General features: G+C 61.4%; 10 protein-coding genes. 7 read left to right on the forward strand and 3 right to left on the reverse strand.

The features are described 5' to 3' along the window. The first annotated feature begins 51 nt into the window (after positions 1–51). The 3 genes from AACU78_RS06560 to AACU78_RS06570 are packed head-to-tail and all read left to right on the forward strand — an operon-like array spanning position 52 to position 5,212. Positions 52–1,164: an efflux RND transporter periplasmic adaptor subunit gene (locus AACU78_RS06560; protein WP_177410141.1), complete on the forward strand. Its 1,113-nt coding sequence runs from the start codon at positions 52–54 to the stop codon at positions 1,162–1,164. A 9-nt stretch (positions 1,165–1,173) separates the two neighbouring features. Beyond that, positions 1,174–4,239: an efflux RND transporter permease subunit gene (locus AACU78_RS06565; RefSeq protein ID WP_106580367.1), complete on the forward strand. Its 3,066-nt coding sequence runs from the start codon at positions 1,174–1,176 to the stop codon at positions 4,237–4,239. A 22-nt stretch (positions 4,240–4,261) separates the two neighbouring features. Beyond that, the gene (locus AACU78_RS06570; protein WP_106580368.1) at positions 4,262–5,212 is read left to right on the forward strand and encodes a LysR family transcriptional regulator; all 951 of its coding nucleotides are present in this window, start codon (positions 4,262–4,264) and stop codon (positions 5,210–5,212) included. 180 nt (positions 5,213–5,392) lie between these two features. Here the strand turns inward: AACU78_RS06570 and AACU78_RS06575 are convergent, their stop codons facing one another. Next, positions 5,393–6,334 (reverse strand): cupin, encoded by a 942-nt coding sequence (locus AACU78_RS06575; protein WP_106580369.1) that lies wholly within the window; start codon positions 6,332–6,334, stop codon positions 5,393–5,395. A gap of 279 nt (positions 6,335–6,613) precedes the next feature. Here AACU78_RS06575 and AACU78_RS06580 point away from each other — a divergent pair, with 279 nt between their 5' ends. Continuing rightward, positions 6,614–7,483, forward strand: coding sequence for an isocitrate lyase/PEP mutase family protein (locus AACU78_RS06580; protein WP_106580370.1), 870 nt, complete (start codon positions 6,614–6,616; stop codon positions 7,481–7,483). A 45-nt stretch (positions 7,484–7,528) separates the two neighbouring features. Here AACU78_RS06580 and AACU78_RS06585 read toward each other — a convergent pair whose 3' ends face one another. Further along, positions 7,529–10,147: a hypothetical protein gene (locus AACU78_RS06585; protein ID WP_106580371.1), complete on the reverse strand. Its 2,619-nt coding sequence runs from the start codon at positions 10,145–10,147 to the stop codon at positions 7,529–7,531. 463 nt (positions 10,148–10,610) lie between these two features. On the opposite strand from AACU78_RS06585, the gene AACU78_RS06590 reads away from it, so the two are divergent. Continuing rightward, the gene (locus AACU78_RS06590) at positions 10,611–11,933 is read left to right on the forward strand and encodes an OprD family porin (protein ID WP_106580372.1); all 1,323 of its coding nucleotides are present in this window, start codon (positions 10,611–10,613) and stop codon (positions 11,931–11,933) included. Here the strand turns inward: AACU78_RS06590 and AACU78_RS06595 are convergent. Continuing rightward, on the reverse strand, positions 11,920–12,411 hold the full coding sequence (locus tag AACU78_RS06595) for a winged helix-turn-helix transcriptional regulator (RefSeq protein ID WP_106580373.1): 492 nt from the start codon (positions 12,409–12,411) through the stop codon (positions 11,920–11,922). The genes AACU78_RS06590 and AACU78_RS06595 overlap by 14 nt on opposite strands. 107 nt (positions 12,412–12,518) lie before the next feature. On the opposite strand from AACU78_RS06595, the gene fabF reads away from it, so the two are divergent. Then, positions 12,519–13,787, forward strand: a complete 1,269-nt coding sequence (fabF, locus tag AACU78_RS06600) for a beta-ketoacyl-ACP synthase II (RefSeq protein WP_106580374.1) — start codon at positions 12,519–12,521, stop codon at positions 13,785–13,787. A gap of 71 nt (positions 13,788–13,858) precedes the next feature. After that, on the forward strand, positions 13,859–14,239 hold the full coding sequence (locus AACU78_RS06605; protein ID WP_106580375.1) for a RidA family protein: 381 nt from the start codon (positions 13,859–13,861) through the stop codon (positions 14,237–14,239). Positions 14,240–14,361 lie beyond the last annotated feature (122 nt).

Genomic DNA, 14,361 nt, shown 5'->3' on the forward strand with positions numbered 1-14,361 from the left:
ACCCTGCCCCCCGAACCCGGCGTACCGCGCAAGCGTCGCCTGTGGCGGCCGATGCTGATCATGATCGTGGTGGTGCTGGTGATTGTCGCGATCATTGCCGGGGTGAAATTCGTGCAGATTTCGGCGCTGATTGCCCAATCCAAAGCGCCCTTGCCTGCCGCCGTGGTGACGGCGCTGCAGGTGCCATTCAGTGACTGGCAACCGCGCGTCTCCGCCGTGGGCTCGATGAAGGCGGTGCGCGGAGTGGATGTAACCACGGAAGTCGGCGGCATCGTGCGCACCCTCGGCTTCACGCCCGGGCAAGAGGTGGCAGCCCAGGCACTGCTGGTGCAATTGAACGCCGACTCGGACATCGCCCAATTGCATTCCCTGGAGGCAACCGCGGACCTGGCCGGTATCGTGCTCAAGCGCGACAAGGCGCAACTGGCGGTCAACGCCATTTCCCAAGCCCAAGTGGACACCGACACCGCCGACCTCAAGGCCAAACTCGCCGCCGCCGAACAACAGCGCGCGCTGGTGGCGAAAAAAACCATTCGCGCCCCCTTTGCCGGGCGCATCGGCATCACCAGCGTCAACCCCGGCCAATACCTCAACCCCGGCGACAAGATCGCCACGTTGCAGACCTTTGATCCTATCTACATCGATTTTTCGGTGCCGCAGACCCAACTGGAGGCCATTGCCATCGGCCAGGTGGTTTCGGTGACGGCTGACGGCCTGTCAAAGCAGACCTTCACCGGGCGAATCAGCACCATCGACACCCAGTTCGACTCAACCACGCGCAACGTCACCGTCGAGGCGACCGTCGAGAACCCCAAGCAAAGCCTGGTGCCCGGGATGTTTGCCCGTGCGGTGGTCAACTCGGGGACCACCCAGCGCTACCTCACCGTGCCGCAGACGTCAGTGACCTACAACCCTTACGGCACCACGTTGTTCATTGCCACGTCGAGCAAAAACGACAAGGGCGATGAGGTACTCACCGCGCAACAAACCTTCATCAAGACCGGGCCGACCCGCGGTGATCAGGTCGCGATCCTGTCGGGCGTGAAGGAAGGCGATCTGTTGATCACCAGCGGCCAGATGAAGCTCAAGAACGGCTCGCCGGTGAAGGTCGATAACAGTGCCGCGCCGCTGAACGACCCGGCACCAACTCCCCAAGAACATTAAAGGTGTCCCATGAAGCTTACCGATACCTTTATTCAGCGACCGGTGTGGGCAGTGGTGGTTTCGCTGTTCATTCTGATCCTGGGGCTGCGCTCGATCTTCGAGTTGCCGGTGAACCAATGGCCGCGCACCGAAAACACGGTAGTCACCATTACCACCGCCTACTACGGCGCGGATGCGTCCACAGTCGCCGGTTTTATCACCCAGCCGCTGGAGTCGGCCATCGCCCAAGCCCAGGGCATCGATTATTTGTCCTCGACCAGCATCACCGGTGTCTCCACCATTACCGCGACCTTGCGGCTGAACTACGACGCCAGCAAGGCCCTCACCGAGATCAATACCCAGGTCAATTCGGTAAAGAATCAACTGCCCGCGCAGTCCCAGGAGCCGGTACTCACCATTGCCGTCGGGCAGACCACCGACGCCATGTACCTGGGTTTCTACAGCGACACCCTGCCCACCAACAACATCACCGATTACCTGGTGCGGGTGGTCAAGCCCAAACTGGATTCGATCCAGGGCGTGCAAACCGCAGAGATTCTCGGCGGGCGCCAGTTCGCCCTGCGCGCCTGGCTGGACCCGGACAAGCTGGCCGCGCATAACGTCACGGCGCAGGACGTCTCCACGGCCCTGGCCAACAACAACTACTTGTCTGCCGTGGGCTCGACGCGCGGGCAAACGGTCACGGTCGACCTCACGGCCGGCACCGATCTGCACACGGTGGATGAATTCAAACGACTGGTGATCAAGCAGAAAGGCGATGCCTTGGTGTACCTGGAGGACGTGGCCACCGTCACCCTTGGCGCTGAAAGCTACGACAGCAGCGTGGCGTTTTCCGGCAAGCGCTCGGTGTTCATCGGCATCAAGGCGGCGCCGACCGCGAATATCCTGACCGTCGCCGACAGCGTGCGTGAGGCCTTCCCCGAGCTGCAATCGCAACTGCCCACTGGCGTGCGCGGCGAGATCGTGTACGACTCAACCGAGTTCATCAATACCTCGATTTACGAGGTGGTGAAGACCCTGGTCGAGGCGATGATCATTGTCTCGGTGGTCATCTACCTGTTCCTCGGGTCGTTCCGCGCGGTGATCGTGCCGCTGGTGGCGATCCCGCTGTCGCTGGTCGGCACCTTCTTCATCATGTACCTGCTGGGGTACTCGATTAACCTGCTGACCCTGCTCGCGCTGGTTCTGGCAATTGGCCTGGTGGTGGACGACGCGATCATCGTGGTGGAAAACGTCGACCGGCATATCAAGGAAGAAGGCAAAGGCGTGCTGGAAGCCGCGCTGATCGCGGCGCGGGAACTGGGTGGCCCGATCGTCGCGATGACCGTGGTGTTGATCGCCGCGTACGTGCCCATCGGCCTGCGCAGCGGCCTCACCGGTGCGCTGTTCAAGGAGTTCTGTTTCTCGCTGGCGGGCGCCGTGACCGTGTCGGCCGTGGTGGCGCTGACCCTCTCGCCAATGATGACGTCCAAGCTGTTCAAGTCCGGGCAGGAAGAAGGTCGTTTTGCACGTAAGCTCGACCAGTATTTTGACTGGCTGCGCGGGCGTTACCACCGCGTACTGTCTGGCGGGCTGAACATATGGCCGGTACTGGTGACCTTTGGGTTTGTGCTGTTCCTGCTGGTGGCCGCCAGTGGCATGACCGCCAAAAGTGAACTGTCGCCCACCGAAGACCAGGGGCTGGTGTTCATGCAGATCAAAGGCCCGCCGACGGCCTCGCCGCAGCAGATGGAGCGCATCGCCGACCAGGCCTTCCAGATCGCCAGTAAAGAGACGGAATACGCGCAGATGTTCCAGCTGACCGGGCTGCCCATCCTCAATCAAGGCCTGGGCGGCGTGCTGCTGAAAACCTGGGGAGATCGCACGCGCTCACAGGCCCAGCTGATACTCGACCTGCAGCAAAAGTGGAATCAGGTGCCGGGCGCTACCATCGCGGCCTTTCCGCTGCCGTCGCTGCCGGGCGCCCAGGGCTTGCCGGTGCAGTTTGTGATCACCACCACCGACTCCGTGGAAAACCTCAATGAGGTCGCGCAGGCCGTGATGGCCGAGGCGCAGAAACAGCAGTTGTTCTGGTTTGCCGACATGGACTTGAAACTCGACAAGCCGCAAGCCCGGCTGGTGGTGGACCGGGAGAAGATCGCCGCATTGGGCCTGACTCAGGCCGACGTCGGCGCGGCGCTGTCGGCGGCGTTGGGCGGTAACTACGTGAACTACTTCTCAACCGCCGGCCGCTCCTACAAAGTCATTCCCCAAGTGCTGCAGGTCAACCGCCTCAACCCAGAGCAGATTCTCGATTACTACATTCGCACCCCGTCCGGCTCGATGATCCAGGCACGCACCGTCGCGCATATCGAAACCTCGACGCAGCCCGAATCGATCAACCACTTCCAGCAACTCAACTCGGCCACCCTGTCAGGCGTCAGCGGCGTGGCTCAAGGTGAGCTGCTGGCCAAACTCAACACGATCCTGACCAACGTGGCGCCCTCGGGTTACACCTCGGACTTTGCCGGCGAGTCGCGCCAATTCATCCAGGAGTCTGGTGGGTTCTTTGGTTTGCTGATGTTCTCGATTCTGATCGTCTACCTCGCCCTGGCCTTCCAGTTCGAGAGCTTTCGCGACCCGGTGGTGATCCTGTTCTCGGTGCCACCCGCCCTGTTTGGCGCGCTGGCCTTCATCACCATGGGTTACGCGTCGATCAACGTGTACACCCAGGTGGGCCTGGTGACGCTGCTGGGGTTGATCACCAAGCACGGGATCCTGATCGTGCAGTTCGCCAACGAACTGCAACGCGCAGGTCACAGCAAGCGCGAAGCCATAGAAGAGGCCGCCGGCGTGCGTCTGCGCCCGATCCTGATGACCACGGCCGCGATGGTGCTGGGCGTGGTGCCGCTGGTGTGGGCCTCTGGCGCCGGTGCTGCGGGGCGGCACGACATGGGGCTGGTGATCTTCGCCGGGTTGTCGATTGGTACGCTGTTGACGTTGTTCATGGTGCCGGCGATGTATATGTTTATTGGGGAAACGCACCATCAGCAAACACCGCAGACACTCCCAGGCTCAGACTTGAGGACGACATAAACCCAAGCCCGGCAGGTCACACTTGGATTATTTCACCGCGCTGACCGCCTTCGTCGAAGCAGCCGAAGGCAACAACTTCTCGCGCGCCGCCGAGCGGCTCGGCATCAAGGCGTCAACCGTTTCTCGCTACGTGAAGGACCTTGAACAGGACTTGGGCATCGCCCTGTTCAACCGCTCGACGCGCACGCTGCACCTGACCGAGGGTGGCCGGACGTTTCTGCTGCATGCGCGCAGGGTGCTGGATGAGCTTGAACAGGCCAAGGCGGCGACGTCGGCGCTGAACCAAGAGCCTCGTGGGCTGCTCAAGCTCAACTTGCCGCCAGCGTTTGCCCGTCACCATATCCTTCCCCTGTTGAATACATTTGTGGCTCGCTACCCGCAGATCAAGCTGGAACTGGTATTGGATAACGCCCAAGTCAACCTGATTCATACCGGCGTTGACCTGGCGATTCGCATTGGCGCGCTGGCTGATTCCACGCTCAAGGCGCGCAAGATCTGCGCGGGCAACTACCTGCTGGTAGCCAGCCCGGGCTTTTGCGCTGCGCACCCTGCCCCTTCAACGCCGGCCGAGCTGGCCCGCCTGCCGGCAGTACTGAGTCAGCATGATTTTGCGTTTGCATCCTCTGATGAAGTGGTGCCGCTGGTCCCTCACGACTGTATCCGTATCAATGACCTCGATGCGCAGCTGATCGCGGCGCGCCAGGGCCTGGGGTTTGCCCTGTTACCCGACTGGTTGGTGGCAACCAGTATTGAAGCGGGCGCGTTACAGGTATGGCTGCCAGAATGGAACATCCTCGGTGCCGAGCAGGCATTTTCTGTGTGGTTCGTTTATCCACCCAAGAAGATCGTGTCGTCGAAGGTCAGGTGCTTTATCGACTTCATCGTTGAGCAGTTGGGTGAAACACCTGATTGGAAGCGCCAGGGCTGTCCGTGCCCAAGCGGACCGCCAGCCGACCTAAATGGTGGGTGTTAAACTCGGTCAAATTGTGGGAGCGGGCTTGCTCGCGAATGCGGTGTGTCAGCAAGCTCATTGTTAACTGAACGACCGCATTCGCGAGCAAGCCCGCTCCCACATTAAGGTCTCATCACATCAGCCGATGCCGTGTGGCTGTGCGTTTGCCTCTACCCCTCAGAAAGAAACGACCTCTCCCCATCAGCTAAAGCGAATATCCAGCGCGCGCAAGTAGGTTTGCAAGCCAGCATCCTGGATAGGGATCAGGAATGCTTCCTGGTCGGACTCATTGAAGTGCGCGTGCCAGTACCCCGGCGGGGTCACGAACGCCAAGCCCGGCGACCAGTCGACGCGTACCGGGTTGCGAATCTGCCCATCGGCGTCCAGTTCGGTGCCCACCAGCGAGTAACAGCCCGTGGGGCAGTCGATGATGAAATCCAGTGCAATCGATTGGTGCCGGTGCGGCTTCTGGATCGAGCCGGGCGGCAGTAGGCCGTACATGGCCCACAGCACATGCGTGACGGTTCGGGTCTGTGGAAAGTTGCGGTTACCCAGCAGGATGCTGATACGGCTGCGGTCCTGGGCACGCGGATCATCGGCCGCTTCACGCAGCTTCAGGTTGGCCAGTGCGGCCGGATACAGCGTCGGCGCGAAACGGTCGGTGCTGCGCGTAACCCCCAGGTAGCGCAACAGCGGCTCATCGTGCACGTAGTACAGGCGCGCATCCTGCGAGGCGCGGAACCGGGCTGCCAGCACGCCGGGCAGCGCGATAAAACAGCCGGCCGACCATTCGATCTGGTGTTCGCCCTGGCTGACGCTGCCCTCTCCGGCGATCACATAAAACACTTGGGAGGTGGCATTGGGGTGCAACTCCACGGTGTCATCGGCGTTCAGGCGGATGAAATGGGCACACAACCCGGGCCCGGTCGCCGGACCCTCACAGCCCAGCGCAGCGCTGAGGTCCAGCGCGACCACCCGCGACGGGCCGCTGTCATACAGCGAGGCCGGGAAGCTGTGGTAAGGAATTCGGGTAATCAGATTGGCGCTGATCGGGTTGGCTGCCTTGCTGTATTCAAAATACTCGGCATCAACTTGTTCGGGCGGAGTATCAACGGCCAGGTCGGGCTTGAATTCGCTGTTCATGGTTCACCTCAGTCTTGGGCTGGTTTGAAACAACTATAGGCATTGCGCCCACCGCGATTAAGCACTCGGTTGGCACAGCAGTTGTGCAAGATGGGGTGGCTATGCTCCTGGATGGTGCGACGGGCCTGTCCATCGCCAAAGCGTGAACCGATGATCCATGTGTCAGGCATCTATCTCATGCTCAAACGTCATAATCCCGCGTTCGTCTGCGTGGTAATCTGGCGCCACCATGAATAGACATTGATCGTCACTTGACGATGACCAGAGCCAGGAAAGAACATGCCAAAGATTTCTCACTCAGCACTGCGCCGCAACTTCCGTGAACTGCTTGCCAAACACATCTGCGTTGAAACCGCCTCCGTCTTTGACCCCATGTCTGCGCGCATCGCCGCCGACCTGGGTTTCGAAGTCGGTATCCTCGGCGGTTCAGTCGCATCTTTGCAGGTCCTCGCGGCACCCGATTTTGCGTTGATCACACTGAGTGAGTTCGTCGAGCAGGCCACCCGCATTGGCCGTGTGGCCCAACTGCCGTTCATCGCCGACGCCGACCACGGTTACGGCAATGCCCTGAACGTAATGCGCACCGTCGAAGAGCTTGAGCGCGCCGGGGTTGCGGCACTGACGATTGAAGACACGTTGTTGCCCGCGCAGTTCGGGCGTAAATCCACCGACCTGATTTCGGTTGAGGAAGGCATCGGCAAGGTCAAGGCCGCGCTTGAAGCGCGGGTCGACCCAGAGCTGTCTATCGTCGCCCGCACCAACGCTGGCGTGTTGCCGACCGAAGACGTCATCGCCCGCACCAAAGCTTATGAAAAAGCCGGCGCCGACGGCATCTGCATGGTGGGCGTCAAAGACTTCGACCACCTTGAGAAGATCGCAGAAAACCTCAGCGTGCCGTTGATGCTGGTGACTTACGGCAACCCGCAGCTCAATGACAGCGAACGCCTGGCCGCGCTGGGTGTGCGCATTGTGGTGGCCGGCCACGGCGCCTATTTTGCGTCGATCAAGGCGACTTACGACAGCCTGCGTGCGCAACGCAAGTTGACCAGCAGCACCTCGAACCTCAGCGCGACTGAACTGACGCATACCTACACGCTGCCGGAAAGCTACGTGGCGTGGGCGGAAGAATTCATGGACGTGAAAGAGTAAGCCTCAGCCAATCGGCGGCCAGTTCCGACTGGCCGCCGACCGCGGTCAGTAGTTGGCGTTGGGATTACCCACGTCCACGTAGCCATTTTTGGGCGCAATGATCACCTCCAATGGCGGCGGCGTAACGCCAAAGTCATCAAGCTGATCCTTGAGCCCGGTGTACCACTCTTCCTGCTGTTTCTTGCGCGCATTGTCGGCCTTGATGTCGGCAATGATCGCGTAGATCAAGCCACCGACCGCCGCGATGCCGCCCACGGCACCCGCCAAGGCGCCGGCCGCGCCGCCAATCACGCCTGCGGCTTCTGCAACGCCGGCCGCCACCGTGGTTATGCGCGGCACCACGTAGGTGGCGACCTCCACCATGCCGGCCACGGCCGACAGGCCATTAAGCCCCGCGAAGGTGCCCTGGAACCCGGCGCCGACCTTGTCGCCGCTCTGGGCCGAGTTTTTCGCGGAAATGGCCCCGGTGACCAAGCCCAGTACGTTACCCGCCACGCCGCCGAGGCTCTTGCCGACGTTTTCCACGTCCTTCACATACTTGGGCGCGTCGAACTTGTACGTGCCCTGCTGGGTGCGATCGAACTGGTCCTGGACAAACTTGGCGCCACCTTCAAGGAACAGTCCGGCCGCCTGAAACGACTGCCCGACGGTTTGCGCGGTGCTGCCGCCCTTGCCGCTGGCGATGCGTGTGCCGATGGCGCCTGCCAACAACACGCCGGACACGCCATGCATCACCCCGGCCTTGTACGCCGCGCTGACCCCGGCCGGCAGCTTGCCGCCCCAGGTGCTTTGGACTTTTTTGATCGCATCGTCGAACTTGGCGCCGCCGCGCATGGCGTCGTCCACGGCCCGAATGCCACTGATGATATCGGCGGTTTTCGGTGGGGCCTCGCCAGGTGGCGTGAATGCAGCGATGTTGTCGTTGATCACTTGCTCAAGGCGCGGGTCATTGGCGCCGGTAACGCCCAGGCCGCGGTAGAAGTCATCAATCGACTGGCCTTTAAGCAGGTCTTCGCGCCCCAGCTTGGCGGCGACGTCGTTGAAGCTCGAACTGCCCGCCTGCACGGTCTTGTCGTCCAGTACGGCGTCAAAGATTGCCTTGTTCACACCGGACAGAATCACCGCCTTGTCTGCCGGCACGCCGCTGGCGATCAGGTCGTTGATCTGCTTGCCGCAGGTGATCTCTGCGTACTCGGCGTTGACCTTGTCCTTGATGGCTTGCGGGGCGTTTTCCAGGGCTTTCTTGTAGTCCGGCTGTTTGCCCAGGGCCTGGGCATAGAAGTCCGGGTACTTGATAAAACTCGACAGCGCATCAGTGGTGCTCGCGCCCTTGGCGGCAAACGCGCTTTGCAGCGCGTCGCAACTCGATGAAGCGTCCAGGCGCCGCTCCATCTCGGCTTTCAAGGCTGGGTCGGCGGCGACCATTTTCTGCAGCTGTTCGGTGCCCTGGGTGTTGAGGAACTGCTGCACGTCCGGGTCTTTACTGAGCGTGTCGATGCGCCCTTGCACATCCTTGATAAAATCTTCGCGTTGCTGGCCCGGTGAGGGGCCGTCGCCGGACCACTCATTGGCCGCATCCGGCCCCTGGTGCGCAAACGCATCGGCACCCGCCTTGTAGTTGGCCAGGCCCGTGGACAGCTGGATGATCGCTGCGGTCTTGTCCGCACCGCTGGCGCTGCTGTTGCCTGTGACGAAATAGTCAGCGCCTACTTTGGAGGCGTCACCACCGGCCGCCTTGACGGCGTCATCAGTGGCCTTGGCATTCAAATCCTTGATCTGGTCATCCGCGCTGTTGCCGTCCAGGCCCTTGAGGTTGTCGTAGCCGTATTTGCCGAAGTCCTGCAGGCGCCCCGCTTCCGTGCCGTGGCGTGCTTCGCCATCCTTGGTGAAGCCGTCGATGCGGCCATTGCCCACGTTGCCGCCGTCGATGTGCTTGCCGGTCTCGTCGTAGTTCTCGACATAGTTGAGCACCTGCGCGGCACGCCAGGCCGCGTCGGCGTCGTGTTCAACGTCGCCGACACGCTCGCGCAGAGCGTCCTTGACCCCGCTCTGGTTGCCGAGGTTTTTCAGCAACGGGTTGTCTTCAATGATTTGCTCGGCACTGCGGTTGTCGCCCATCGGCCGGCCTTCACCCGGCAACGGCAGATGGTTGGACGGCGCATCGCCCTTGGGCGGCGTGCTGGGTGGGCTATGCGGCAGCTCGCCTTTGAGGGTCTCCCAGCCGTACTTGCCGAAATCCTGCAGGCGCCCGGCTTCGGTGCCGTGGCGGGCGTCACCGCCTTTGGTAAAGCCGTCGACCTTGCCGTTGCCGGCCTCATTGAGTTCTGGCCGCTTGACGGCAGGCTTGCCGTTTTCGTCGAGTTTTTCGATGTGCTCCAGCACCCGGCTCGCGCGGTAAGCGGCGTCCGGATCATGCTCAAAGTCGCCAACGCGTTCGCGCAATGTGTCTTTCACGCCACTCTGGTTGCCGAGATTCTTGAGCAGCGGGTTGTCGTCGATGATCTGCTGCGCAGTGCGAAAGTCACCTTGGGGCCGCTTTGTATCGGGGCCCAGACTGTTGTCGTCGGGCTGATTGCCTAGCGCTTTCGACACCGCTTTATTCCAGTTGGGGTTGTCGCCCGCGTTGGGGGAGCTATCAACCTGACGAAGCTGATTGACTTGCATGGCCTGTCTCCTGATCTGGCATGGGAGAAGGATTATTAGAGGGCAAGTGCAACAGTCTTGTTACATGGGCGAAATTGAATCAAGCGCAATCATATAGCCACCACTGAACGGCGGCGGCGCACATAAACTTTTAGATAACTAAGCATTAAAAAATCCGCCGCAGAGCCTGCGGCGGCAAACCAAAGGTTTTTGTCGAAGCAGAGCGGCTAAGACCCTATTAACGCTACACCCGCTGGTGATTAAAAGACGTGAAGTTTAATTAATCGAGTTTAATCCGCCACACCGCTGCAGGCCGCGAAAAATATGATAAAAATCGGCTTCGGCAACCACGCCGAGCACAATAAAAAACGTCACTACGCTCACCTGAAAACATCTGCCCATAACACTGTATGCGCCCTAAAAATTGCGATGTTTCTGCGCGCGCGTTATTTATTCCGGGGAAGTAAACACCATGATCAAACCCATGATTAGACAGTCCAGCCTGCTCACACTGGCAGTGTGCGCGAGTGTCAGCCAAGTGGCCTTTGCCGAGTCCGTCACCGACCAGGCCGATTCCAAGGGTTTTATTGACGGCAGCAGCATCACGGGCCTGTTGCGCAACTATTATTTCGACCGCGACCGCCAAAGTGGCAAGGCAGACAACCGCGACTGGACCCAAGGCGCAATGCTCAACTACGCCTCGGGCTTTACCCAAGGCACGATTGGTTTTGGCGTGGACGCCTACGCCTATGGCGCGATGAAACTCGACGCTACCCACGCGGATGCTGGCACCGGTGACCTGCCAACCGACCGTCATGGCGACCCGGAAAACGGCTATGGCTCGGTTGGCGCCGCGGTGAAAATCAAGGTCTCCAAAACCCAACTGAAGTTCGGTGACATGCAACCCACGGCGCCGGTCTTTGCTACCGGCGGCACGCGAATTCTGCCGCAGACCGCCACCGGGTTTGACCTGACCAGCAGCGAAATCGCCGGGCTGGACCTGGAAGCCGGGCATTTCACCAGCACCAACAGCGGCATGACCAGCAACCATGACCACGATATCTATGCCACCTACGCCAACGTCGCGGCCAACAGTGCGAGCTTCGTCGGCGGCAAATACACCTTTACGCCATCGCTGAGCGCAACCCTGTACGCCGGTGAGCTGGAAGATATCTGGCGCCAGTACTACACCAACCTCAACTACGTGTTGCCGTTGAGCCATGACCAGTCGCTGGCGCTGGACGCCAACCTGTACCGCACGCTCGACACCGGCAGCGCCAAGGCCGGGGCGATCAACAACACCACGTATTCGGTGGCAGCGGCCTACTCGTTCCTGGCGGCCCACACGCTGACGCTGTCGTTCCAGAAGGTGCACGGCGACACGCCGTTCGACTACATCGGCACCGGCAACAACGGCGCGGGTGAAGGCGGCGATTCGGTGTTCCTGGCCAACTCGATTCAGTGGGGCGACTTCAACGGCCCGGGCGAGCAGTCCTGGGGCGTTCGTTATGACCTGAACATGGCCGGTTACGGCGTGCCGGGCTTGAGCTTCATGACCCGCTACGTCAACGGCTCCGACATCAACGGCACGCACACGCCGGCCAACAGCGCCTACGTCGGCGACTACGGTGCCGATGGCGACCACCACGAGACGGATGTCGAGGCCAAATACGTGCTGCAGAGCGGCCCGGCGAAGAACCTGTCGCTGCGCGTGCGCGATGCGATGGTTTCGTCAAACGCGGATCAGCGCGACGGCAAATTGAACGAGCTGCGGGTGATCGTCGACTACCCGTTCACTCTGCTGTAACCACCCCAGGCTCCAGCCGTTGGCGCATGCCTGCGCTGGCGGCTGGACCGGCCTGCACCACGCACGCATCCAACGGCACGAGTGTGCCTTGGGCCGTCACCATCATCGGTTGCACCGGCTGGCCCGTCTCGCGCTCAACCACCTCGACACTGGTGCCCTCTTCGGCAAAATGCCGATTGCCCCACGCCACCAGTGCCATCAGCACCATGCGCAAATCCTCGCCCTTGGCCGTCGGCACGTATTCATACCGTGGCGGCCGCTCGCTGTAGGCGCGGCGCTCAAGCATCCCGGCGTCCACCAGGCCATTCAAGCGGCGCGTCAACATGTTCGGCGCGATGCCCAGGCTGCGTGAAAACTCATCGAAACGACGCAAGCCATGCAATGCGTCGCGCATGATCAACATGCTCCACCACTCCCCTATCCGTTCAAGGCTGCGGGCGATCGGGCATTCGTCGCTGACAAGAGACTTGCGTTGCATAAGGGTTCCCAGGTGCCGGTACAAAGTTGTGTGACGCCATGTTACTTTCATCATGATAGTGACGTCCATAGGGTCTGTACCCTCAACGCAACCGGAGTCAATTGATCATGAGCAAACGTATCGTCGTGACAGGCATGGGCGCACTGACGCCGCTGGGCGCCAGCGTGGAATCCACCTGGCAACGCCTGTTGAACGGGCAGTCGGGCATACGCCGTCTGCCTGAGGAATTGATCGGTGACCTCGCCATCAGCATCGGTGGCCAGGTGCAAAGCGTGCTGCAAGACCCTGAGGCCGGGTTTGACCCTGATCGGCTGCTGGCCGCCAAGGAACAGCGCAAGATGGACCGCTTTATCCTGTTCGCCCTGGCGGCAGCTGATGAAGCCCTCAAGCAAGCCGGCTGGGCGCCTCAAACGCCGCAGGCACAGGAACGCACGGCGACCATCATTGCCTCTGGCGTCGGCGGTTTTCCGGCGATTGCCGATGCCGTGCGCACCACCGACAGCAAAGGCCCGCGACGCTTGTCGCCCTTCACCATTCCGTCCTTTCTGAGCAACATGGCGGCCGGGCATGTGTCGATCAACTATGGCTTGAAAGGTCCGCTGGGCGCGCCGGTGACCGCCTGCGCAGCCGGTGTACAAGCGATTGGGGACGCGGCGCGGATGATCCGTGCCGGGGAAATCGATGTGGCGGTGTGTGGCGGTGCGGAAGCGGCGATTCACCGGGTCAGCCTGGCCGGTTTTGCGGCGGCGCGGGCGTTATCCAGCGACTTCAATGACACGCCAGAACGGGCGTCGCGGCCTTTCGATCAGGCACGTGACGGCTTCGTGATGGGCGAAGGGGCCGGCATCCTGGTCATCGAAGAACTGGAGCATGCCCTCGCACGCGGCGCGCAGCCCATCGCCGAACTGGTGGGTTATGGCACCAGTGCCGATGCCTACCACATGACGGCCGGGCCGGAAGACGGTGATGGCGCGCGGCGGGCGATGACTCAGGCACTGCGTCAGGCAGGCATCGAGGCAGCCCAGGTGCAGTACTTGAACGCCCATGCAACCTCGACGCCGGTGGGTGACAAAGGCGAACTGGCAGCCATCAAGACCGTGTTCGGCGCCGAGGGCGGCCCGGCCATCAGCTCAACCAAATCTGCCACCGGCCACTTATTGGGCGCAGCAGGCGGTATCGAAGCGATCTTCAGCGTGCTTGCCCTGCGCGACCAGGTCGCCCCGGTAACGCTGAACCTGGACAACCCGGACGCGCTGGCCGACGGCCTGGACATGGTGCGCGGTGAAGCGCGGCACATGCCGATTGAATATGCGCTGTCCAATGGCTTCGGTTTTGGTGGCGTGAATGCCAGCGTGCTGTTCCGCCGCTGGGCGTAACCCCCGGTTTGCCCCTGCCGTGATTTTCGGGGACCATGTGCGCCTTCTGCTACAGCCAACCAGAGGCGCCCATGGCCAACCACGACCTGAGCTACACCCCCGATCCGGATGCCGACTCGATTTCCTCCGACGTCGTCGGCTTCAACGGCATCCTGGTTTCCACCCAGATCCCGACCCGCGCCGATGGCAGCCTCGAACTCGGCGACGTCACCCTGCAAAGCGAATGCACCCTGCAAGCACTGAAAGTCGCGCTGGAAAAAGCCGGCAGTTCCATGGACCGAGTGATGCACCTGACCATCTACCTCACCGACATGGCTGATCGCGCCGCGTTCAATGAGGTCTACAAACGCTTTTTCGCCAAGCCGTGGCCGGTTCGCGCCGCCGTAGGTGTGGCCGCACTGGCCGTTGAAGGCATGCGCGTGGAAGTCACCGCGATGGCGGCCAAGGCCTGAGTTATCGCTGGCGATACCCATCAAGGGTTGGCGCGATAGCGTCAGATAGACCGAGGTGTCTGCATCGCAGGCAAGCCAGCTCCCACATTTGGAGCTCAGTTCATCAGATAGAGATGTGCTGC

It is taken from the genome of Pseudomonas sp. R9.37 (assembly GCF_963878885.1).
Classification (GTDB): Bacteria; Pseudomonadota; Gammaproteobacteria; order Pseudomonadales; family Pseudomonadaceae; genus Aquipseudomonas.